The sequence below is a fragment of the Streptomyces durhamensis genome (genome assembly GCF_000725475.1).
GTDB lineage: Bacteria > Actinomycetota > Actinomycetes > Streptomycetales > Streptomycetaceae > Streptomyces > Streptomyces filipinensis.
Genome location: NZ_JNXR01000001.1, coordinates 105868 through 128966, shown reverse-complemented (window position 1 = coordinate 128966; position 23099 = coordinate 105868). Strand labels below are relative to the sequence as shown.

18 protein-coding genes are annotated in these 23099 nt (G+C 71.6%); 1 reads left to right on the top strand and 17 read right to left on the bottom strand.

Features of this window, described 5'->3' with window-relative positions; genetic code table 11:
- Nucleotides 1-13: 13 nt before the first annotated feature.
- The 3 genes from nadD to IO33_RS49095 all read right to left on the bottom strand — a co-directional run bounded on the left by nadD (nucleotide 14) and on the right by IO33_RS49095 (nucleotide 1207).
- Nucleotides 14-700, bottom strand: a complete 687-nt coding sequence (gene nadD, locus IO33_RS0100550; RefSeq protein WP_031158748.1) for a nicotinate-nucleotide adenylyltransferase — start codon at nucleotides 698-700, stop codon at nucleotides 14-16.
- A 56-nt stretch (nucleotides 701-756) separates the two neighbouring features.
- Nucleotides 757-921, bottom strand: a complete 165-nt coding sequence (locus IO33_RS51030; protein ID WP_031158747.1) for a hypothetical protein — start codon at nucleotides 919-921, stop codon at nucleotides 757-759.
- A gap of 121 nt (nucleotides 922-1042) precedes the next feature.
- The gene (locus tag IO33_RS49095) at nucleotides 1043-1207 is read right to left on the bottom strand and encodes a hypothetical protein (RefSeq protein ID WP_031158746.1); all 165 of its coding nucleotides are present in this window, start codon (nucleotides 1205-1207) and stop codon (nucleotides 1043-1045) included.
- Between the two features lie 101 nt (nucleotides 1208-1308).
- On the opposite strand from IO33_RS49095, the gene IO33_RS0100535 reads away from it, so the two are divergent.
- Nucleotides 1309-2391, top strand: coding sequence for a M48 family metallopeptidase (locus tag IO33_RS0100535; RefSeq protein ID WP_031158745.1), 1083 nt, complete (start codon nucleotides 1309-1311; stop codon nucleotides 2389-2391).
- Between the two features lie 10 nt (nucleotides 2392-2401).
- On the opposite strand, the gene IO33_RS0100530 is transcribed toward IO33_RS0100535, so the two are convergent.
- The 14 genes from IO33_RS0100530 to IO33_RS0100460 form a co-directional block, all read right to left on the bottom strand.
- A complete protein-coding gene (locus IO33_RS0100530; protein WP_031158744.1) occupies nucleotides 2402-3472 on the bottom strand; it encodes an SCO2583 family membrane protein in 1071 nt (356 codons plus the stop codon).
- A gap of 88 nt (nucleotides 3473-3560) precedes the next feature.
- On the bottom strand, nucleotides 3561-4130 hold the full coding sequence (locus IO33_RS0100525; protein ID WP_031158743.1) for an SCO2584 family spore wall biosynthesis protein: 570 nt from the start codon (nucleotides 4128-4130) through the stop codon (nucleotides 3561-3563).
- Nucleotides 4131-4272: 142 nt separating this feature from the next.
- The gene (locus IO33_RS0100520; protein WP_031158742.1) at nucleotides 4273-5559 is read right to left on the bottom strand and encodes a glutamate-5-semialdehyde dehydrogenase; all 1287 of its coding nucleotides are present in this window, start codon (nucleotides 5557-5559) and stop codon (nucleotides 4273-4275) included.
- A 196-nt stretch (nucleotides 5560-5755) separates the two neighbouring features.
- Nucleotides 5756-6181, bottom strand: coding sequence for a hypothetical protein (locus IO33_RS0100515; RefSeq protein WP_031158739.1), 426 nt, complete (start codon nucleotides 6179-6181; stop codon nucleotides 5756-5758).
- A gap of 169 nt (nucleotides 6182-6350) precedes the next feature.
- Nucleotides 6351-7457, bottom strand: coding sequence for a glutamate 5-kinase (gene proB / locus IO33_RS0100510; protein WP_031158737.1), 1107 nt, complete (start codon nucleotides 7455-7457; stop codon nucleotides 6351-6353).
- Nucleotides 7458-7981: 524 nt separating this feature from the next.
- Complete coding sequence (locus IO33_RS0100500) at nucleotides 7982-9184, bottom strand: glycosyltransferase family 2 protein (protein WP_425347945.1); 1203 nt, start codon at nucleotides 9182-9184, stop codon at nucleotides 7982-7984.
- 287 nt (nucleotides 9185-9471) lie between these two features.
- The gene (locus IO33_RS0100495) at nucleotides 9472-11592 is read right to left on the bottom strand and encodes a CDP-glycerol glycerophosphotransferase family protein (protein WP_245235645.1); all 2121 of its coding nucleotides are present in this window, start codon (nucleotides 11590-11592) and stop codon (nucleotides 9472-9474) included.
- A gap of 143 nt (nucleotides 11593-11735) precedes the next feature.
- On the bottom strand, nucleotides 11736-13232 hold the full coding sequence (locus tag IO33_RS0100490) for a bifunctional cytidylyltransferase/SDR family oxidoreductase (protein WP_031158731.1): 1497 nt from the start codon (nucleotides 13230-13232) through the stop codon (nucleotides 11736-11738).
- A gap of 504 nt (nucleotides 13233-13736) precedes the next feature.
- Nucleotides 13737-15284, bottom strand: coding sequence for an alkaline phosphatase D family protein (locus IO33_RS0100485; RefSeq protein ID WP_031158729.1), 1548 nt, complete (start codon nucleotides 15282-15284; stop codon nucleotides 13737-13739).
- Between the two features lie 186 nt (nucleotides 15285-15470).
- Nucleotides 15471-15788 carry an integrin alpha gene (locus IO33_RS0100480; protein WP_031158727.1) on the bottom strand — a complete coding sequence of 106 codons (318 nt, stop codon included), beginning with the start codon at nucleotides 15786-15788 and terminating at the stop codon, nucleotides 15471-15473.
- A gap of 219 nt (nucleotides 15789-16007) precedes the next feature.
- Nucleotides 16008-17456, bottom strand: a complete 1449-nt coding sequence (obgE, locus tag IO33_RS0100475; RefSeq protein WP_031158724.1) for a GTPase ObgE — start codon at nucleotides 17454-17456, stop codon at nucleotides 16008-16010.
- A 151-nt stretch (nucleotides 17457-17607) separates the two neighbouring features.
- The gene (rpmA, locus tag IO33_RS0100470) at nucleotides 17608-17862 is read right to left on the bottom strand and encodes a 50S ribosomal protein L27 (RefSeq protein WP_023550764.1); all 255 of its coding nucleotides are present in this window, start codon (nucleotides 17860-17862) and stop codon (nucleotides 17608-17610) included.
- Nucleotides 17863-17876: 14 nt separating this feature from the next.
- On the bottom strand, nucleotides 17877-18197 hold the full coding sequence (rplU, locus tag IO33_RS0100465) for a 50S ribosomal protein L21 (RefSeq protein ID WP_009188585.1): 321 nt from the start codon (nucleotides 18195-18197) through the stop codon (nucleotides 17877-17879).
- Between the two features lie 271 nt (nucleotides 18198-18468).
- Entirely contained in the window at nucleotides 18469-23004 is a 4536-nt protein-coding gene (locus IO33_RS0100460; RefSeq protein ID WP_031158715.1) for an Rne/Rng family ribonuclease, read from the bottom strand.
- Between the last annotated feature and the right edge of the window lie 95 nt (nucleotides 23005-23099).

Sequence of the window (23099 nt, the reverse complement as noted above, 5' to 3'; positions counted from 1 at the left end):
TGCCCCTCTCGGCTCACTCGCCGCGGTACAGCTGGCGCTTGGCGATGTAGCGCACGACTCCGTCCGGCACCATGTACCAGATGGGGTCTGCCTTGGCGACTCTCGAACGGCAGTCCGTGGAGGAGATGGCCATGGCCGGAACCTCGACGAGGGAGACACCGCCCTCCGGCAGACCCGGATTGGTCAGGTGGTGGCCGGGCCGGGTGACGCCGATGAAGTGGGCGAGGGAGAACAGCTCCTCGCTGTCCCGCCAGGTCAGCAGCTGGGCGAGGGCGTCGGCGCCGGTGATGAAGAACAGGTCGGTGTCGGGGTTGAGGGCGCGCAGGTCACGCAGCGTGTCCACGGTGTAGGTGGGACCACCGCGGTCGATGTCGATGCGGCTGACGGAGAACTGGGGGTTCTCGGCGGTCGCGATGACCGTCATCAGATAGCGGTCCTCGGCCGGGGAGACCTTCCGGTGGGACTTCTGCCACGGCTGGCCGGTGGGCACGAACACCACCTCGTCCAGCTGGAACTGCGCGGCGACCTCGCTGGCCGCCACGAGGTGCCCGTGGTGGATCGGGTCGAAGGTTCCGCCCATGACGCCCAGGCGTCGCTTGCCCGTGTGGACGGGGCCGTTGCCCGGGCCGTACTGCGGGTGCTTCACCGTGTCGTCGGCGCTCTCGTACGCCGGACCGGTAGGCATGTCCTGCTCTCCCATGCGTGCAGACCCTACCGGCCCGGCCTGTGGCGTCCGGCCGGGGACGGGGTCCCTGCTCAGCGGTCGCGGTTGAAGCGGGTGGTGATCCACAGCAGGAGCAGCAGGATGACCAGGGCGCTGCCGCCGGTGATGGCAGGGTTGAGGCTGTCGTGGTTTCCGCCGTGCGGCTCGCCCTCGGCGGCAAGGGTGACCAACTGGGCTGCGGCGCTGTGGAAGCTCATCTTCGGCAGGACCTATCGCGTGTGGGCGGGATAAAGATGTCGGCTCATCGTAAGCGGGCGGCCGCGCGGCGATCACGCCGACTCCTCCGTCGGGGACGGCCGCCGGAACTTCTGCCGGCCGTCAGTCGTCTTTCTGCTTGTAGCCGCGCAGCAGGAACCAGGCCGTCAGTACACAGCCCAGGATCATCACGATCAGGACGATGCGGAGCATATTCCCGGACCCGTGCTGCTGGACGGCGCTCGTGGCGGCCTCGGTCAGCCGGGCGGCTGCGGGGTGGTGATCCATGCGTGGACTCCTTCGGCTGTACTGCCCGTCCACGGTATCTCCGCCTAGGCTGGGCCCCGCCTCGGGGGCACAGTGGCACTCACACGCACATGGGGGAAGACATGCCCGATGACGGCCAGCAGCAGACGGGGCACGAGCGCGTGCCGAGCAGGCAGCGCAGGCGCTTCCCGGGGATCTCCTCGCGTGCCTACGAGCATCCGGCCGACCGCTCCGCCCTGGTCGCGCTGCGCAAGCTGAGCGGGTTCGACACCGTCTTCAAGGCGCTCAGCGGGCTGCTGCCCGAGCGGAGCCTGAGACTGCTGTTCCTGTCCGACTCGGTGCGGGTGTCCGAGCGGCAGTTCCAGCATCTGCACGCCATGCTGCTGGACGCGTGTTACATCCTGGACCTGGAGAAGGTCCCGCCGATGTACGTGACGCAGGACCCGCAGCCGAACGCGATGTGCATCGGCCTGGACGAGCCGATCATCGTCGTCACCACGGGGCTCGTGGAGCTCCTCGACGAGGAGGAGATGCGGGCGGTCGTCGGGCACGAGGTGGGACACGCGCTGTCCGGGCACTCGGTGTACCGCACGATCCTGCTGTTCCTGACCAGCCTGGCCCTGAAGGTGGCCTGGATCCCGCTGGGCAACCTCGCGATCATGGCGATCATCACGGCGCTGCGGGAGTGGTTCCGCAAGTCGGAGCTCTCCGCGGACCGGGCGGGGCTGCTGGTGGGGCAGGACCTGCGGGCCTCGATGCGCGGCCTGATGAAGATCGCGGGCGGCAACCATCTGCACGAGATGAACGTGGACGCGTTCCTGGAGCAGGCCGAGGAGTACGACTCCGGGGGCGATCTGCGCGACTCGGTGCTGAAGATCCTGAACGTGATGCCCCGCTCGCATCCGTTCACCACCGTGCGGGCCGCCGAGCTGAAGAAGTGGGCCGAGTCCCGCGACTTCCAGCGGCTCATGGACGGCCACTACCCGCGGCGCGACGAGGACAAGGACACCTCGGTCAGCGACTCCTTCCGCGAGTCGGCGGCCAGCTACGCGAGCGATGTGAAGACCTCCAAGGACCCGCTGATGAAGCTGGTCACGGATCTCGCGGGCGGCGCGGGGGACCTGGGCGGCCGGGTCCGCCGAGGCTTCGAGGGCTTCAAGACCCCGCCCCCGCCGAAGGACGGCCCGGCGGACGCCGCGGAATAGAGCCGGCCCGTCACACCGTCGGCTGAGCCCTGGTGGCCAGCGTCCCGCACAGGGCCGCGGGGCTGTCCGTCTCGTAGGGGTCGGTGCCCGCGGGGGCGCCGGTGCGGGCCGTCTGGCCGGCCAGGAGCGGGCGGAGGTAGGCGGCGGAGTCCTCGGCGCAGGCGAGAGGGCCCGCCTGCACATGGGACGTGACCAGCTGGACCTGGTGGGTGCGCAGGTCGTCGCGGGTGAGGCGGAAGGTCAGCTCGCGGCGGACGGTGAACAGGGACGCGGGTGCGCTCGCCGCGGCGCCGGTGGGGCGCAGGGCGTAGACGAAGGTGTGATCGGCGGTGACCTCCAGCGCGCCCGCGTCGGCCTCGGTGGCCTGCAGGTCGCCCTGGACGCGGACGCGGTCGTCGGCGAGCTGGACGCGGGAGGGGTCGAGACGGACCAGCCAGCCGGTGGCGGCGTGCCGGCCGTCCGCCGCCGGGTGGCGGATGCTCTGATCGAACTGGTCGAGCTGGTCGGCGTCGAGGAGGGCCCGCGCGGGGTGCACCTGGCGGCCGATCAGCACCTCGGGGTAGAGCGAGGAGCGGACGATGTAGTCCTTGGCGGTGGTGAGGGCGGTCACCACCTGGCTGTCGGAGAAGTGGGCGGTGCTGCGGGAGGCCGGCAGGGGTATGCCTTCCGCGCCGATCTCGAACTGGGCGGCGGGGCTGTGCGCGTACAGGCTCTCGGCGTCGGAGGCGCCCGGCACCCTTCCCGTCGGGGCGAGCGGGATCACCGTCGTCCGCAGGGGTTCCACGGTGCGCCGGGCCTGCGGCGTGCTGTAGGGGTGGCGGACGCCCATGTAGACCGCGGTGCCGAAGGCGACGGCGATCAGCAGGACGAGGATCAGGGCCTGCCGGGTGAGTCCGCGGTGCAGGTGCGGGCGACGGCGTACGGCGGGCGCGTGGTCGGTCATCCGTTCCTCGGCGGAGTACTCCTGGAGGCGGGCAGCACGGACGAAGGACTCGTCGAACACGACGGATCGGTACTCGTCCTCTCCACCGGCGGGGCCGCCCTCGGGTGTGCCCTCCGGTGGGTCTCCAGGCCCGCCCATACTTTCAGGGTAGGTCTCGGGGGCCTCAGGTAAACGCCCTGCTACACGACAAGTTCTGACAGGTGCTCACCAAAAGCGGGGCGGGAGTTCAAGGGGAGCGCGGGATGGCCGAGGCCGCCGGCTGGGAGGTCTCGGCGGAGGCGGAGGGGGCGGCGGCGCTGCCCTGCTCCAGACCGGTCGAGGCGGGGGCGGGTATCCCGTCACGGGTGTCGGCGGAGCCGCCTCGGTAGACGGCGGCGAAGGCCAGGGCGACCATGCCGATGCCCATCACGACGGCCAGCACCCAGGCCACGGGCCGGTGCCAGCGAACCTGTCTGCCGTAGGAGCCGAAGGGGCCGTGGCGGTCGCCGAGGACATAGGTGTCCTCCAGCTCGTCGTCCGGATCTTGACCGAAATCGGTCCCCTCGGGGCCGTAGGCGTCGTCGTAGCGCTCGCCTCGGGCGTGGGCGCGGCGGGCCTCTGCCTCGGAGGCCTCGGCTCTGGCCTGGGCAGCGGCCAGGAGGCGTTCGACGGCGGTCGGCTCGTGGAACGTCGCCGCCTGTACGAAGGCCTCGTCGAAGACCACGGAGGCGAACTCTTCGTCCGACACCCCGCGGTCGTGGTCGTCGTCGGGCTCCCAGCCGTCACGGAACGGCGTGCCCCCCACGTCCTCCGGCACGGATCCAGAGTAGACCTGGGGGGTCAATTTGGGCAGACGGTATGGAAATTCATCCGCCTGATGAGACACCTTTCGGACGTGCCGCCGCACCCGGGGGCCGCACGTCGGCTGCCCCCGGGACGTACGGCCGAACGGGTGAGTCTCAGGGGCGCACGTGGCCGTCGCCGGTGACGATGTACTTGGTGCTGGTCAGCTCGGGCAGGCCCATCGGACCGCGCGCGTGCAGCTTCTGCGTGGAGATGCCGATCTCCGCGCCGAAGCCGAACTGGCCGCCGTCGGTGAAGCGGGTGGAGGCGTTGACGGCGACGGTGGTGGAGTCGACCAGCTGGGTGAAGCGGCGGGCGGCCTGCTGGGAAGTGGTGACGATCGCCTCGGTGTGGCCGGAGGTCCACAGCCGGATGTGCTCGACGGCCTTGTCGAGGGAGTCGACGACGGCGGCGGCGATGTCGTACGAGAGGTACTCGGTCTCCCAGTCCTCGGCCACGGCCTCCACGACCGTCGCCTGGGAGTCCTTGGCGTAGGCCATCACGCGCTCGTCGGCGTGCACGGTGACGCCGGCCTCGGCGAGGGCGTCGAGGGCGCGCGGCAGGAACTCGGGCGCGATGTCCTGGTGGACCAGGAGGGTCTCGGCGGCGTTGCAGACGCTGACCCGCTGGGCCTTGGAGTTGATCAGGATGTCGATCGCCATGTCGATGTCGGCGGCCGCGTCGACGTAGACGTGGCAGTTGCCGGTGCCGGTCTCGATGACGGGGACGGTGGACTCGCTGACCACGGTCTGGATGAGGGAGGCGCCGCCGCGCGGGATGAGGACGTCGACCAGGCCGCGGGCGCGCATCAGCTCGCGGACGGAGTCGCGGCTCTCGCCGGGCACCAGCTGGACGGCGTCAGCGGGCAGCCCGGCGCCGCCGACGGCGTCGCGGATGACGCGGACGAGGGCGGTGTTGGACTCGTAGGCGGAGGCGGAGCCGCGCAGCAGGACGGCGTTGCCGGCCTTCAGGCAGAGGGCGGCGGCGTCGACGGTGACGTTCGGGCGGGCCTCGTAGATGATGCCGACGACGCCGAGCGGCACCCGGACCTGGCGCAGGTCGATGCCGTTGGGGAGGGTGGAGCCACGTACGACCTCACCGACCGGGTCGGGCAGCTTCGCCACGTCCCGGACGTCGGAGGCGATGGCGCGGACCCGCTCGGGGGTGAGGGTGAGCCGGTCGACGATGGCCTCGCTGGTGCCGTTCTCCCGGGCCTTGGCGATGTCCTTGGCGTTGGCCTCGACGATCTCGCTGGTCCGGACCTCCAGGGCGTCGGCGATGGCGAGCAGCGCGTCGTCCTTCTCGGCGCGCGGGAGCGGCGCGAGGTCGGCGGCGGCGGCCTTGGCCCGGTAGGCGGCCTGGGTGACCGGGGACATCGAGTCGTACGGCGAGAGCGTGGTCATGGGGGAAGGGTAGTGCGCGGCGCGGCGCCGTTCAGCCGTCGTCCCACACCCCGAGACGCCCTAAAAGGGGCGAACGACGCCCCCCGGGCCCGGGCAGCCCTGAGCCGGCGCCCGGGCGCCGGAAAACCGCCGCTCGCTCCGGCCCCCGCCCGCTCGGAGCCGCCGTCCGGCCCGCGTGCGGCTCACGGCCTCCCGGTCAGAACGGATGCACTCCCACCGGCGTGGCCGGCGCCGGGCCGTAGCCCTCGGCGATGCGGAGGTGGTAGGTCTCGCGGTCGATGACCTCCAGGCCGACGATCTCCCAGGCGGGCAGCCCGGCGCTCTGCCGGTGCTCGCCCCACAGGCGCAGTGCCACGGCGGCGGCGTCGTGCAGGTCGCGGGCCTCTTCCCAGTACCGGATCTCGGCGTGGTCGGTGGCGTATCTGCTGGTCAGCAGGAAGGGGTGGTCATGCGCCAGTTGTTCCAGGGACCGGCGCAGGTCGGACAGGGGGACGTGCTCCCCGGAGACGCTGAGGGTGACGTGCCACAGCCGGGGCAGGTCCTTGGGCTCCTCGTAGGCGTCCCCGGCCGCGACGCTCGTCAGAGCACCGCGCGACGTCGCCCCAGGGCGCGCTCGTCTCACGACGGCCTCCTTCACGCATGGCTCGCATGGCCCCTTGATGGAACGTGTTCCTGCAACACGTCCCAGACACAAAGTTGAGCAGGCCGCAGGGCTCCGCGTGGTGGTTTTACGGAACGTCCCCCACCGGGGTCGGTCCCTACGCCCCGTTTTACGCGTGGCTTCGCGACTGTCACGCGTGCAGGAGCACCAGGTCGTCCCTGTGTACGACCTCGCGTTCGTACGCCGGGCCCAGCTCGCGGGCCAGCTCGCGGGTCGAACGCCCGATCAGCCGGGGGATCTCCTTGGCGTCGAAGTTGACGAGCCCCCGGGCCACCGCGCGGCCCGCCGTGTCGCGCAGCTCGACGGGGTCGCCGGCGCTGAACTCGCCCTCCACGGCGGCGATTCCGGCGGGCAGCAGGGAGGTGCGGCGCTTCACGACGGCGTCCACCGCGCCGTCGTCCAGGATCAGCGCGCCCTGCGGGGTGGAGGCGTGCTGCAGCCACAGCAGCCGGTCGGCGGAGCGCTTGCCGGTGGGGTGGAAGTAGGTGCCGGTGTCGCCGCCGCTCAGCGCGTCCGCCGCGTGCACGGCGCTGGTCAGCACCACGGGGATGCCGGCGGCGGCCGCGATCCGGGCGGCCTCGACCTTGGTGACCATCCCGCCGGTGCCTACCCCGGCCTTGCCCGCGCTGCCGATCTCGACCTCGGCCAGGTCCTCCGGCCCGCGCACCTGAGCTATCCGGGACGTGCCGGGCCTGCTGGGGTCGCCGTCGTAGACGCCGTCGATGTCGGAGAGGAGGACGAGGAGGTCGGCGTGGACGAGGTGGGCGACGAGGGCGGCGAGGCGGTCGTTGTCGCCGAAGCGGATCTCGTCGGTGGCCACCGTGTCGTTCTCGTTGACGATCGGGAAGGCGCCCATCGCGAGGAGCTTGTCGAGGGTGCGGGAGGCATTGCGGTGGTGGGCGCGGCGGCTCATGTCGTCGCTGGTGAGCAGGACCTGGCCGACGCGGACGCCGTAGCGGGCGAAGGAGGCGGTGTAGCGGGCGACGAGCAGGCCCTGGCCGACGCTGGCGGCGGCCTGCTGGCGGGCGAGGTCCTTGGGGCGGCGGCGCAGCCCCAGCGGCGCGAGGCCGGCGGCGATGGCGCCGGAGGAGACGAGCACGACCTCCCGCTCTCCCCCGCTGCGGCTCTTGGCCAGCACGTCGACCAGCGCGTCCACGCGGTCGGCGTCCAGTCCGCCGGCCGCGGTGGTCAGCGACGAGGAGCCCACCTTGACGACGATCCTGCGGGCCTCGCCCACGGCCTGCCTTGCCCTTGCCACCTTGTCCTCTGTTCCTTCTGCCGCTGCGCGCGGTTCCGGCTGCCCATACGGCAATCTACGCGAAGTGGATCGTCCGGCGCCCACCGGTCCAGCCTCCGGACAGGCGGTGCGTAGCGCTTCGCTCACAGTTTGTGTACGGCAAAAAGGGTTGCACTGGTCGCTTATAGAAATCTCGGCAAGCTGAGGATCCCCGTCGTGGTGCTGGGCGTCGGCGCGCAGACCGGGGTGGGCTACAGCCCGGACCGGCTCAGGCCGATGGAACAGTCGGTGCGCGCGTTCTGCGCGGCGCCGCCGAGTCGCGGATCGCGGTCAACGGTTCGCACAGCGCGGTGCAGAAGCAGGGCCTGGGCCCCCTCATCGACCGCGCCCACGCGCACTATCCCCACCTGCGGTTCATCGGCCAGAACCGCAGTGACGCACGGCAGTTGCACTGACGGGACCTCACCGACCCGAACGCCCGGGTGACCGCCATGCCGACGCACCCGGACCACCCGATGTACCGGTCAGGCCGCCGCCTTGAACTCCCTCGCCTGCATCATGCGCCGCACCTTGCGCAGCGCCCGGCGCAGGAAGGAGTTGGCGGCGGCCTCGCGGTAGCCGTGGAAGGCGCGCGCCTCGCGGGGCTCGGCGAGGTAGATGTCGTCGGGAACACCGGCCGCCTTGGACCGGAAGTGCGGGTAGACGAGGTAGACGCGGGTGCCGCGCTTCTCCAGGATCGCTGCGGCCTGCTTCTTGGCCTTGACGAACTTGACGACATCGAGCAGCAGCTCGGACCGCTGCTGGGCGACCAGGTGCAGCCGCAGCCGCTCGTGGACCTTCAGGCGGCGGGCCACGCCGGGCGTCCAGTAGGCGTCCATCAGCGGCTTGGCCAGCTCGAACTTGTGCCGGCGCACCTCTTCGCTGTCGGTGAGGAACTTCGGCCCGAACTGCGGGAGCAAGGTGATGAGGAAGGGCCGGAGCATCAGCAGGTCGCGCTTGTCGCCGGCCGGGACCATGTCCGCGATCAGCTTCATCAGGGCGCGCGCGGAGTCGAAGCGCAGGGTGTAGCTGCCGGTCTTGGTGACGTGCTTGCCGTCGTCGCGGCCGACCAGGTAGTAGCAGGGGTAGTCGGCGAGGACGGAGACGCCGTCCGCGCGCAGGTACGCCTCAAGGGTGAACAGGGCGTCCTCGCCGGTGAACAGCGATTCGTCGAACCGCATGCCGTGCTTTTCCAGCAGTTCACGGCGGAACAGCTTCTGCGCGCTCAGCGTGAACTTGATGTTGGAGGAGAAGACGTCGGTCCGGCCGAGGGTCTTGCCCCACATGGACTTCGGAGCGATGCGGTTGATGCCCTCGACCTTGCCGAGGACCACGTCCGTGCCGTTCTCGTCGCCCATGGCGACCATGCGTTCCAGCGCCTCGGGGCCGAGCCGGTCGTCGGCGTCGAGGAAGAAGACGTAGCGCCCGGCCGCCTTGCCGAGGCCGACGTTGCGGGGACCGCTGGGGCCGCCGGAGTTCTCCTGGTGGATGACGGTGACCGGCATGGGGGCGCGGGCCGCGAACTCGTCCAGACACTGCGCGGTGCCGTCCGTGGAACCGTCGTCGACCGCGATGACCTCCAGGCGCGCCGGGTCGATGGTCTGCGCCTCGACGGACGCCAGACACTCGACCAGGTACGGCATCGCTTCGTACGCCCCGATGATCACGCTCACATCAGGCTGCGGCACGACGGTCACTCTTCCCCCTTGTCAACGGAACTTTCCCGGGACATTCCCGGAATATTCCCCGCGTTTCACCTTATTGGCACCCTGTTAGACGGACGACCCGTGCAAGCGGTTGCCCTGCACGAGGCAATCAGTGGTGTACGTCACACAGGATTCGGAAAGCTGGGATCCGCTTACCGCTCCCGCCCTACAGTACGTAGGGTCGGTAAGAGACCCTCATCCCAGGTAAGAGACGCGAAAAAGGGCCGGCCCCGGGATCGCTCCCGGGGCCGGCCCTCGTGACGGCGGGCTCAGCCCGCGTTCACACCGTCCGGATCGCCGGCGGACGCGGTCCGCTGCCCGGGCACCGCGTTGGTCAGCTCGGCGGTCTCTGCGGGGTCCGCGTTCGCGGCGCCCAGCCGGGACTCCTGGCCCACGTTGCGGGCCTCGGACTTCAGGGCCAGGCCGGCCACCGCGGCGTTGAACTGGTCGATGGACCTCGGCTCGTCCGGGCCCAGCAGGTACCGCTTCAGCTCCGTGCGGGCGTCCATCAGCGGGTCGGCGGACGGGTCGCGCACGGCGTCCAGCAGGCCGCCCAGCTCGGCCGCGTCGTTGGACAGGACCACCGCGGCGCGCACGGCCGTGTTCTGCCGCCTGAACTCCTCGTGGCCGAGCTCGCCGGAGTCGGTGACCGCGTACGGCTTGCCGCTCGCGATGAAGTCGGAGACCACCGAGGAGATGTCCGAGACCATCGCGTCGGAGACGTTGAAGCAGTCGTACAGGCGCGGTTCGGCGCCCGTGATCACGCGGTGCTCGTAGGCGGGGAAGGAGCGCCAGTAGGCGGTGTTCCACTCGGTGCGCAGCCGGGCGATCTCCTCATGCCTGGCCACGTCGACGACGCCTTCGCGGGTGGCCTCGGCCTCGTCGCCCCTGTCGCCGCGGGCCGCGGCCAGCTCGGCGAGCCGCGCCTCGATCCGGGCCAGCTCGGCCTTGGCCCCGGCGATGGCGGCGCCGTCGCAGGCGAAGCGGGAGTCGGCGCCACGCTCGGCGGCGGCCTTTTCGACCAGCGCGGTGATCCGCTTGTGCGCGGCGCCGGCCTCCTTGCTGACGGTGCCGGTGAACGGGTGCGGCTTGTACAGGACGCGCACCGGCGGGTCGGCCGCGACGAGCTTGCGCACGATGTTCTCGCCGGCGAGCACGACGGAGGTGTTGCCGGGGTTGCCGTCCCAGCCCTCCCAGGTCGGTGCGTAGAGAACCGTCGGGATGCGGTCCTCGGGCACGCCCTGCCAGCTCTGGATCGGCGCGAGCTGCGGGCGGCCGACCTCCACGATGTCGTCGTCACGGACGCCGACGTCGGCGATGGCGTAGCGGTCCCGGCCGGCCCGGCCGGCGGTCCACACCTCGTCGTAGACCTTGCTGTACGGGTTGACGCTGGCGAGCTTGTCGCTGTCGCCGTGGCCGATGAAGACGTGCTTCATGGTGGGCACGCGCAGCATGTGGATGTTCTTGCCGACGTTGGCCGCGTACAGGGCGACGCGCACGGTCGACAGGTCCATGTTCATCAGGTGCACCCCTCCGGGCACGCAGATGACGGGGACCGTGGTCGGCGCGAGGTTGTTCAGGATGGCCCGCTCGCGCAGGATGATCAGCGGCCGGGTGTCCAGCTGCTCCATCGTCTCCAGCCACATGTTCACCTGGTACGCGGAGTCCTTGGAGCCGGAGAAGTAAAGGGCCGTCTCGGGCTTGTAGGAGGCCAGCCAGTCGTCGACCGCGGCGAGGACCACATCGCCCCTCGGCGGGATCTTCCGGCCGCGCACGAACGGCACGAGCACCAGGACGTACAGCACACCCAGGGCGACGGTGAGGCCGATGCCGACGAAGCCGGCGGCCGACGAGTCCAGCTCGGCGGAGATCACGATTCCGATCATCGCGAACAGGTCGAGGTGGAGCATCTTCTCCGCGCTGCGGTGCAGCAGCTTGCGCGGCGGGGCGTCCGGGATGCGGATGCGGGACTTCAGGTCGATGTTGCGGGTGGCGACCGGCATCCGGCGGCGGTTGCGGATGAGGGTGACCAGCGCGCCGTGCGGGGCCTGGAGGCCGTAGAAGGCGATGAAGCAGGCGACGGCGCCGTAGAAGATCAGGTCGTCCGCGTGCGACAGCCGGGCCAGCAGCAGGATCAGCAGCAGCTGCCGGATCAGGAAGCGGATCGACAGGCCCGCCCGGATCTTGCTGAGGCGGTTGATCAGGTAGCTGCCCTTGCGGTGCAGATAGTGGTCCGCCAGGTACGTCACGGCGGCAAGGGCCGCGAAGGCGGGCACGCTCGGGACGAGCGCGGCCAGCATGAGCGCCGGGAAGCCCAGGATCATGAGGGCCGCCGCGGTCAGCTCGGCCGCACTGCCCACCCGGGCGACGCGAATAGCGGTGGATATCACGGAGAAACCTGCTCTGGGAGGGGGAGTGCCGGTTCGCGAAAGATGTAAGAGATGTGCGCGATGTACGGATTCAGGCCTCTGCTAAACGCCCGGTGAATGAGCGGCGGCAGAGGCCTGAATTCCGAAAAGGTATTGACGAATTATTACACGCCGTCCTGGCGGTCCAGGACCGTGGCCAGGGCCTGTTCGAAACCGGAGGCCTTCGCGGCACCCGCCGTCGGGTCCTGCTGGCGGACGTCGATGACATGGCCGGTCAGTTCGGACAGCAGCACGTCCAGGGACGTACCCGCCACGGCTTCGGAGGAGAGCAGCGAACCCGCGGGCTCCTGGCCGAAGGCCTTGGTGCGCATCGGGGTGGCGGTGCGCTCGGGGTTGATGCAGTTGACGCGGATGCCGTCGCCGGCCCACTCGTCGGACAGCGCCTGGGTGAGGTTCACCATGGCGGCCTTGGTGGAGGAGTACAGGGAGTACTCGGCGCGGCCGCGGGTGTAGCTGCTGGAGGTGTACAGCAGCAGCTGGCCGTTGGTCTCGGCGAGGTACTTGTAGCTGGAACGGGCGATCTGCACCGGGGCCAGGTAGTTGACCTTCAGCGCCTCCTCGATGGTGGCGTTGTCGGTCTCGGCGAGCTTGCCGATGCGCAGCACGCCCGCGGTGTTGACGACGTAGTCGATCCGGCCGGTCTCCGCGTACGCCTTGGACAGCGCGTCGTCGACCTCCTCCGGGTTCTCCACGTGGGTGCCGGTGGTGGAGCGGCCCAGGGCGTAGACGTTCGCGCCGTAGGACCCGGCGAGTTCGGCGATGTCCTTGCCGATGCCGTAGGAACCGCCGAAGATCACGATGGTCTTGCCGGTGAGGAGCTCGCGGTAGGCCTCCTCGCCGTTCTGCTCGGGCGCGGCGGTGGAGGCGAGCTGGAACAGCTTGTCGGCGATGAAGACGTCGACCGGCTGGGTCACCTTCATGTTGTACTCGTCACCCGCGACGACGTGGATCGGCACGTCCGGCAGGTACTTGAGCACGACGGAACAGTCGTCCGTGGCCTGGAAGTTGGGGTCGCCGGCGGCGACCTCGTAGGCGCGGCGGATCGTGGACAGCTTGAACGCCTGCGGGGTCTGGCCGCGGCGCAGCCGGGAGCGGTCCGGGATCTCGGTGATGAACTCGCCGTCCTCGCCGTGGGTGCGGGTCACGATGATCGTGTCCGCGGACGGGATGGCGACGTCCACGGCCTGGTAACGCTCCAGCGCCACCACGCAGTCGTCGATGACCCGCTGCGAGAGCAGGGGGCGCACGGCGTCGTGGAAGAGGACGTTGCGGTCCTCGCCCTCGGCCAGCCCCTCACCGAGGGCGGTGATCGCACGCTCGGTGGTCTCGTTCCGCGTCGAGCCGCCCTCGATGATCTTCTTCACCTTGGTGAAGCCGGCCTTGGCGACGATCTTCTCGATGTCCGGCACATAGCCCGGTGCCATCAGCACGATGATGTCGTCGATCGAGTCGGCCCTCTCGAAGGTGGTCAGGGTGTGCTCGATGACTGCCTTGCCGGCGATCTTCAGCAGCTGCTTGGGGATCGACAGACCCACCCGCTGACCGGTGCCACCGGCCAGGATCACTGCGGTGGTACGGGGCTTGGCTATGTGCTGGGACACAGGTGACCTACCTTGGGGCGACAGGGAACCGTGAAATGGTCCCACTTTCGGTAAGCGCAGTGCAAGGTGAGCGACATCCCATGCATATGCGGGCGCAACCTGTCATTCACCTGGCACGCATGGTGATTGCGCGCGGGCCCCGCGAACACCCGTGAATTTGCTGTGAGTAAGTCCACAGGCCCCTCCCGGGGCCCTGCCCACGGCCCGTTCGGCACCGCCACAACCGCTTCGGACAGCGGCGTCCGGGCACCCGCACGCCCGGCGCGGGGTCACGATCTTCACGTCTGGGGCGTGGGGGAACACGCGTTCTTCATAGCGGGCACGGCGCCGCCCCGGACAAGGCGGTAATGCGGTTCGGCCGGCACTCCATTGCCACGGAATTCCACATCAAGATTGCGCAGCTTTTCGGTCTCGCCGGGAACAAGGGACCGCTGCGCGGTGCGGCGCGTACGAGAGCACCGCGGGACCGACGTGGGTCCCGCGGTGCTGCTGTCACCCCTGCCGTCAGACGACCTGGACGCCGGGCTCGTCCGTCTCCACCCGCAGCCGGGCCAGCGTGCTCGCCATGGCCTGCGGCCTGACGACGGTGTCGACGACGCGGACCGCCGCGTCGATGCCGTCGCAGCGGATGTCGAAGAGGTGGTAGCCGCGGTGCGCGTCGATCACCTTCCAGTGCGGGTTGTCCGCCTTCAGCGGGTCCCACTGGGCATGGAAGGCATCCTGGTCCTGGTCGCCGTTGCTGGAGATGGACGTACCGACGAACTCGGCGCCGACGACGTCGGAGTCCGGGTCGGCGAAGTCCTCCTTGAGGTCGCTGATCATCGTGAGGTGCCGGTCGCCGCTGAGGACGACCGGGTTGCGGATGCCGGCGAACTCCTCCAGCAGGGCGTTGCGTTCGGTCTGGTAGCCGTCCCAGGCGTCGTAGTACCAGAGTTTGCCGTCACCCGGCAGCAGATCGGTCTCGGCCATCATGATCTGCGAGGCGATCAGGTTCCAGCGGGCCGGGGAGTCGTGCAGCCCGTCGAGCAGCCACTGCTTCTGCTCGGCGCCCAGCATGGTCGTCGAGGGCGACTCGGCGCCCTCCTGCGTGCTCGCCTGGTCGCTGCGGAACTGCCGGGTGTCCAGCACGTTGAGCCGGGCCAGGCGGCCGAACTCCAGGCGGCGGTACATCTGGATGTGCGGGCCGTCGGGGATCGCGGAGGGCCGCACCGGCATGTGCTCGTAGTACGCCTGGAAGGCCGCCGTCAGCCGGGCCACGAACGCGTCGTGCGACTGCTTGTCCGGGTCCTGCGGGATCTCGCCGGCCCAGTCGTTGTCGACCTCGTGGTCGTCGAAGGTGACCACCCAGGGCGCGTTCGCGTGCATCGCGGCCAGGTCGGGGTCGGTGCGGTACTGGGCGTACCGGTTGCGGTACTGCTCCAGGGTGTACGGCTCCCCCTTGCCCTCGTGCCGCCGCACGGCCGTCGAGGAGGGCGCGGACTCGTAGATGTAGTCGCCGACGAAGAGGACGAAGTCGGGGTCCTGCCCGAGCATGTCGGCGTACGGCGTGAAATAGCCGTGCTGCCAGTTCTGGCAGGAGGCGAGGGCGACACGCAGAGAACCGCCCCGCTGGTGCGGGTGGGGCGCGGTGCGGGTGCGGCCGGCGGGCGAGAGCTGGCCGCCGGCCCGGAAGCGGTACCAGTACGGGCGGTCCGGGCGCAGCCCGCGGACGTCCACGTGGACGCTGTGGCCGAATTCGGGCCGGGCCTGGGCGGTGCCCCGGCAGACGCTCCGGTGGAACCGCTCGTCCTCGGCGAGCTCCCACTCCACGGGGAAGACCTCGTCGGGCATGCCGCCGCCGTCGAGCGGGTCGGGCGCGAGTCTGGTCCACAGCACGATGCCGTCGGGCAGCGGGTCGCCGGAGGAGACGCCGAGGGTGAAGACCCCGTCGGGGAGCGGGGTGCCCGCGGCGCGGGCCGTGCCCGGCAACCACAACTGGGCGGAGGCCGCGGCACCGAGGACGGCGGCCCCGGCGGTCAGAAAGCGGCGGCGATCGGGCGATGCTGCGGTCATGCTCTGACTCCCTTGCCACGGTGGCCTCTTCGGACACGGGGAAACTCCCACGGCCGGACGGTCCGCCTGCTGAACGAACTCAATCGCGAGCATGACAAATGAGGAGACAGCAGGAGATCCGTTGCGGCACGGGAACACCCTCGCTCCACAACGGATCTGACGACAGATCGGAAACGCGCCGGAGAATCAGCAACCGAAGCGGTGACCCGGCTGCGCGCCCGTGGCCACCGTGCCGAGGGTGCCGCTCGCGAAACCGGACGAGCCGGTCGGGGTGAGCCCGGCGGCGGTGCCGCGCACCACCCACACGGCCCCGGCCTTCGTGTTCTCCCCCGGCGCGCCCACGGCCAGGTCGGCGTAGCCGTCCCCGTCGAAGTCGTCGTGCAGGTGCCTGCCGCTGGGCACCGACGCGGTGGCCGCGTGGGCGGGGACCGCGAGAGCGCCGACGGCGAGGGCCACGCCGGTGGCGATCGTGAGGGCGCACCGGCGGAGACTGAGGTGGGACACGGAAGCTACGGGAGTCGTGCAGACAGGAGTGCGGCGCCGAGAGAGCTCGGCGCCGCACGGTTCGACTCACCGGGGCGGGGTGCGGTTGCCCTGGAGTGTGCCGCGGGTTCTCGCTGTGTTCCTACGACGGCGGGTCCGGGGCCTGCGGACGAGGCCGTTCCGGCCGCCGCGCCGAGCCGGGAGCGGCAGCCCCGGACGGCGACGGCAGCCGACCGCGTCCTACTCGAACGGGTCGAAGTCGTCGTACTCGCTCTGCACCTCGTCCCGCTCGGCCTGCTTGTCCCGGCGGCGCTGGGCCGCGGGCCTCGGCGCCTCGAAGCGGTGGTCCTCGCCGCGGCGGCCCAGCATCTCCGCGCCGGCCATGACCGTCGGCTCCCAGTCGAAGACGACGGCGTTCTCCTCGGGACCGATGGCGACACCGTCGCCGGACCGGGCGCCCGCCTTCATCAGCTGCTCTTCCACACCGAGGCGGTTGAGCCGGTCGGCGAGATAGCCGACGGCCTCGTCGTTGTTGAAGTCGGTCTGGCGCACCCAGCGTTCGGGCTTCTCGCCGCGCACCCGGAACAGCGCCTCGCCGCCGGCCTCCTCACGGGTGACGGTGAAGCCCGCGTCGTCCACGGCCTTGGGCCGGATGACGATCCGCGTCGCCTCCTCCTTCGGCTTCGCGGCACGCGCCCCGGCGACCAGCTCGCCGAGCGCGAACGACAGCTCCCGCAGCCCGATGTGGGCGACGGCCGAGACCTCGAAGACGCGGTAGCCGCGGGCCTCCAGGTCGGGACGGACCATCTCGGCGAGGTCCTTGCCGTCGGGCACGTCGACCTTGTTCAGGACGACGATCCGGGGCCGGTTGTCGAGACCGCCGTACTGCCGCAGCTCCTCCTCGATGATGTCGAGGTCGGAGAGCGGGTCGCGGTCGGACTCCAGGGTCGCGGTGTCCAGCACGTGCACCAGCACGCTGCAGCGCTCCACGTGCCGCAGGAACTCCAGGCCCAGGCCCTTGCCCTGGCTGGCGCCCGGGATCAGACCCGGCACGTCGGCGATGGTGTAGACGGTCGACCCCGCGGTCACCACGCCCAGGTTGGGCACGAGGGTCGTGAAGGGGTAGTCGGCGATCTTCGGCTTGGCCGCGCTGAGCACGGAGATCAGCGAGGACTTGCCGGCGCTCGGGTAGCCGACGAGGGCCACGTCGGCGACGGTCTTCAGCTCCAGGACGATGTCCTGCAGGTCCCCGGGCACGCCGAGCAGGGCGAAGCCGGGCGCCTTGCGGCGGGCGGAGGCCAGCGCCGCGTTGCCGAGGCCGCCCCGGCCGCCCTGCGCGGCGATGTACGACGTGCCGTGCCCGACCAGGTCGGCGAGCACGTTGCCCGCCTTGTCCAGCACGACCGTTCCGTCCGGCACCGGCAGGACCAGGTCCTCGCCGTCCTTGCCGGAGCGGTTGCCGCCCTCGCCGGGCTTGCCGTTGGTGGCCTTGCGGTGCGGCGAGTGGTGGTAGTCGAGCAGCGTCGTAATGGACTGGTCGACGGTGAGGATGACGTCACCGCCGCGGCCGCCGTTGCCGCCGTCCGGGCCGCCGAGCGGCTTGAACTTCTCCCGGTGTACGGAGGCACAGCCGTGGCCTCCGTTACCCGCGGCGACGTGCAGCTCGACGCGGTCCACGAAGGTGGTCATGGTTCAGTGCCTCCAGAAAAGTACGGGTATGTCCAGTTGTTAACACAGGGGTTCACGCGAACACACTGGTCAACACGCGAAAGGCGGACCCGCTTCCCGACCGGGAAGTGAGGTCCGCCTCGCGAAAGCGTTCGGTGCTGAATCAGGCGATTCAGGCGACCGGAACGATGTTCACGACCTTGCGGCCACGGTGGGTACCGAACTCCACCGCACCGGCCTGCAGCGCGAACAGCGTGTCGTCGCCACCGCGGCCGACACCGGCGCCGGGGTGGAAGTGGGTGCCGCGCTGGCGGACCAGGATCTCACCCGCGTTCACGACCTGACCGCCGAAGCGCTTCACGCCGAGCCGCTGGGCATTGGAGTCGCGACCGTTCCGGGTGGACGATGCGCCCTTCTTGTGTGCCATGTCTCCTCAGTCCCTTACTTCGCAGCCGTGGGGATCGACGTGACCTTGATCGCCGTGTACTGCTGGCGGTGGCCCTGCCGACGGCGGTAGCCGGTCTTGTTCTTGTAGCGCAGAATGTCGATCTTCTGGCCCTTGTGGTGGTCCACGACCTCGGCCTGGACCTTGATGCCGGCCAGCACCCACGGGTCGCTGGTCACGGCGTCGCCGTCGACAACGAGCAGGGTCGAGAGCTCGACCGTGTCGCCAACCTTGGCAGTGGAAATCTTGTCAACCTCAACGATGTCGCCGACAGCAACCTTGTGCTGGCGACCACCGCTGCGCACGATGGCGTACACGCGGATCTCTCTTTCGCTCGTCAGAACCGGCACCCCCGCAGGCCAGCCGCCCATGACACATGGGCGACCTCTCCCGGCCCGCCTTGCGTCCGGGAGGAAGAGGTTTACGGGGATGTGGCGCGCTCAGTGACACGCCGACGGTCAAGGTTACGGGGCACGGCCGAGGGGGTCAAACCGGGCCCCGGGGTGTGCGGCCGGTCACACGGACCAGGCCGCGACACGGCCGCACGGGTGTGCGGCCGGTCACCGGACCGGCCGCACACGGTGGGCATCAGCCCTCGTCGGCGGGGGCGGAGACCGTGGTGGTCTTCTTCGCCGTCGACTTCGCGGCGGCCGTCTTGGCGGTCTTCGCCGCCTTCTTGGCCGTCGTCTTCTTCGCGGCCGTCTTCTTGGCCACCGTCTTCTTGGCCACCGTCTTCTTGGCGGCAGCCTTCTTCGCCGTGGCCTTCTTGGCGGTCTTGCGGGCCGCCTTCTTGGCCGGAGCGGCCTCCTCCGCCGCCTCCACGGCGACCGGGGCCTCCTCCGCCGCGCCCGACGGGACGACCACGACGGCCGTTTCCTCGGCGGCGGTCGGCGCGCTGGCCACACGCACGGCACGGCGCCGCGTGCGGGCCGGGGCGGCGCTCTCGGCGGGCGCCTCGTCGGCCTGGGCCGGCGCGACGGCCCCGGGCTGTGCCACCGGTGCCTCGACCGCGGGCGCGGTCTCGGACACCGTCACCACGGCCGCCTCGGCCCCCGCGGGGGAACCCGCCGGCGCCGACACCTTGCGGGTCGCACGACGACGCGTACGGCCCTTGGGCGCGGCCTCCTCGACAGCCTCGCCCTGCGGCGCCGGAACCACCTGGTCCTCGACGGCCGCGGGCTCGGCCAGCGCCTCGACGGCCGGCTCCGGACGCACCGGGCGCGCCGCCGCCTCCTGGGCGGTGACGTCCTGCGCGGTCGGCGCGACGGCGGCCTCGGTCCTCGGGGCCTCTTCCTGAGCGGCCTCCGCCTGCGGAGCCCGGCCACGGAAGGCCTCGGCCTTCGGGGCCCGCTCCGCCTTCGGCGCGCCCGCCGGAGCGGAGGCCCGGCGGCTCGCCCGGCGCCGCGTACGGCCACGGGTGGCCGCCGCCTCCGCCTCGGCGACGCTGCTGTACAGCTCCTCGTCCGGCGTGAACTCGGGGGCCGGCAGGGCGACCGGCTCGGCGACCTCGGCGGCCACCTCGACGGCGGTCTCCACCTCGGGCTCGACGGCCTCACCGGCCTCCACGGCCACGGCGGCGGTCTCGTGCACGTGCTCGTGCGCGTCACCGCCCCTGCCGCGCTTCTTGCGCTTGCCGCCACCGCCGCCGACGGCCGTCGGCTGCTCCATGTGCACGATGACACCGCGGCCGTTGCAGTGCACGCAGTTCTCGGAGAAGGACTCCAGCAGGCCCTGGCCGACCCGCTTGCGGGTCATCTGCACCAGCCCCAGCGAGGTCACCTCGGCCACCTGGTGCTTCGTGCGGTCGCGGCCCAGGCACTCCAGCAGACGGCGCAGCACCAGGTCGCGGTTGGACTCCAGGACCATGTCGATGAAGTCGATCACGATGATGCCGCCGAGGTCGCGCAGCCTGAGCTGGCGCACGATCTCCTCGGCCGCCTCCAGGTTGTTCCTGGTGACCGTCTCCTCCAGGTTGCCGCCCTGGCCGGTGAACTTGCCGGTGTTGACGTCGACGACGACCATCGCCTCGGTCCGGTCGATCACCAGCGAACCGCCGCTGGGCAGCCAGACCTTGCGGTCCAGCGCCTTGGCGAGCTGCTCGTCGATCCGGTAGGTGGCGAAGACGTCGACCTCGGAGGTCCACTTCGACAGCCGTTCGGCGAGGTCGGGGGCGACGTGCGAGACGTACCCGTACACGGTGTCCCAGGCCTCGTCACCGCTGACGATGACCTTGGAGAAGTCCTCGTTGAAGATGTCGCGCACGACCCGGACGGTCATGTCCGGCTCGCCGTACAGCAGCGTCGGGGCGTTGCCGTTCTTCGACTTCTTCTGGATGTCCTCCCACTGCGCCTGCAGCCGCTCGACGTCGCGGCGCAGCTCGTCCTCGCTCGCGCCCTCGGCGGCGGTGCGCACGATCACGCCCGCGTCCTCGGGGACGATCTTCTTGAGGATGGTCTTCAGCCGGGCCCGCTCGGTGTCGGGCAGCTTGCGGCTGATGCCGGTCATGGAGCCCTCGGGGACGTACACGAGGTAGCGGCCCGGCAGGGAGACCTGGCTGGTCAGTCGCGCGCCCTTGTGCCCGATCGGGTCCTTGGTGACCTGCACGAGGACCGACTGCCCGGACTTCAGGGCGGACTCGATGCGGCGCGGGCCGTTGGCCATGCCCAGCGCCTCGAAGTTGACCTCACCGGCGTACAGGACGGCGTTGCGGCCCTTGCCGATGTCGATGAAGGCGGCCTCCATCGACGGCAGCACGTTCTGGACCTTGCCCAGGTAGACGTTGCCGACGTACGAGGTCGACTGCTCCTTGTTGACGTAGTGCTCGACGAGCACGCCGTCCTCCAGGACGCCGATCTGCGTGCGCTCGCCGTGCTGGCGCACGACCATCACGCGCTCGACGGCCTCGCGGCGGGCCAGGAACTCGGCCTCGGTGATGATCGGGACGCGGCGGCGGCCCTGCTCCCGGCCTTCCCGGCGGCGCTGCTTCTTGGCCTCCAGACGGGTCGAGCCCTTGATGGACTGCACCTCGTCGGACGGCTCGGCCTTCGGGCGGGGCTCACGGACCTTGACGACCGTGCGCTCCGGGTCGCCCTCGCCGGGCTCGGTGTCGACGCCGGTGTCACCGGCGCGGCGACGGCGACGACGGCGACGGCGGCTGCTGGAGCTGGAGGACCCGGCCTCGTCGTGGGCCTCCTCGGCGTCCTCTTCCTCCTGCTCGGCGGTGTCCTCGGCGTCCTGCGCGGCCTGCTCGGCGGCCAGTTCCTCGGCCTCGGCGTCCGCGCCCTCGCCGTCGCCGGCCTCGCCGCGACGGCGACGACGGCCGCCCCGACGGCGACGGCGACGCGAGCCGGACTCCTCGAAGCCCTCGGCGCCCTCCGACTCCTCGCCGTCCTCGGCCTCCTCGCCCTCGGCGAGGTCCTCGACGGGCTCCTGGGCCTCCTCCGACTCGGCGGCCTCCCCGGCCTCCTCCGGCTCTTCGGCCTGGCCGGCGCGGGTCTCCTCGGCGACGGCGGCGCCCTTGCGACGACGGCGGCGGCGCGAGCCGGACTCGGCGCGCTCCTCCGCGTACTCCTCGGACTCCGCCGGCTCGACGGCCTCCGCGGCCGCCTCGGCGGCGGCGCGCTCCGGGGTCTGGAACCTCGGCTCGGCGAACACCGGCGCCTGGAAGACGGCGACGGCGGGGCGGGCGGGCCTGCGCGGGGACCCGGCCTCGGCGCCCTCGGTCTCGGCCTCGGCGGCCGGCGCGGACTTCGCGGGCTCGGAGAACCCGAACACGGGGCGCACCGCCCGGCGCCGGGCCCGTCGCGGCGCGGCTTCCTCGGCGGGCGCCTGTGCCGCGGGAGCCTGCGGGGCCTGGGCGGCGGAGGCGGGCTCGGTGGTGTGCGTGGTGACGGGGACCTCCGGGGTGTGCGCGCCGGCGTCGGCGGACGCGGCCTCGACGGTGGTCTTCTCGGTCTCGGCGGGCGCGGACACGCGGCGCGTGGCGCGGCGGCGGGTACGGCGCGGGGCTGCCTCCTCGGCGGCACCGCTCACCTCGGCGGCCACGGGGACCTCGGCGGTGACCGCGGCGGGGGCCTCCTCAGAGGCGGCGTTCGGCGCCCCGGCGGGCGCGGACGCGCGGCGGGTGGCACGGCGGCGGGTACGGCCGGCGGGCGCCTCCTCCTCGGCAGGGGCCGGCGCCTCGGCGGCGGCAGGCTCCGGCAGGGCCCCGGCCGCCACGGACGCGGCCGGCACGACGGTCTCGGTGGCCTCCTCGGACGCGGACGCGGGCGCCCCGGCGGGGGCGGACGCGCGGCGCGTGGCACGACGGCGGGTACGGCCGGCGGGCGCCTCCTCCTCGGCAGGGGCCGGCGCCTCGGCGGCAGGCTCCGGCAGGGCCCCGGCCGCCACGGACGCGGCCGGCACGACGGTCTCGGTGGCCTCCTCGGCCGCGGACGCGGGCGCCCCGGCGGGGGCGGACGCGCGGCGGGTGGCACGGCGGCGCGTACGGCCGGCGGGAGCGGCCTCGGTGGAGGCGGCGGCCTCGACGGGGGCTTCGGCCTCCGCGGCCTCCTCGGTCACAGCGCCCCCGGCGGTCGCGGGCGCCTCCGCTGCTGCGGCGGCGCCGGTCGGCGTGGACGTGCTGCGGGTGGCGCGGCGGCGGACGCGGCGGGGCGCTGCCTCCTCGCCGACGACGACCTCGCCGCCCTCGGCGACGGCGGCGGGCTTGTCGGTCTCGGCGACGGCGGGGGCCGCCACGACGGCCTCGGCGGCCGACGGCGCCCCGGCGGGGGCGGACGCGCGGCGCGTGGCGCGACGGCGCGTACGGCCGGCGGGCGGGGCCTCTTCCACGGCCTGTGCGGTCTCCGCACTCACATCGGCCTCGGGGGCCTCTTCCGCCTCGATCGCCTCAAGGGCCTCTCCGGCCTCAGTGGCGGCCACGGCCCCTTCGGTGTCCTCGGCGATCTCGTCGGAGTCCGCGGCCGGTATGGCCGGCATCGTGACCTCGGCGGACGCCTCGGTGCCGGCCGGCGGGCCGGCGGGGCGCGAGGAGGCCCGGCGACGCCTGCGCGGCGGCAGGGTGTCGCTCGGAGTGTTCAGTTCGGAGCCCGTTGAGGACTCGGTGGGTTCGGTCGGCTCGAGCATGCGGGCGTTTCTCCCGTCAGGCTCCCGGGCGCCGCGCCTGGTCCGACGCCGGTCTCTAGGGACCGGCCGCCGTTGACGTCCGCGGCCCGCGCGAT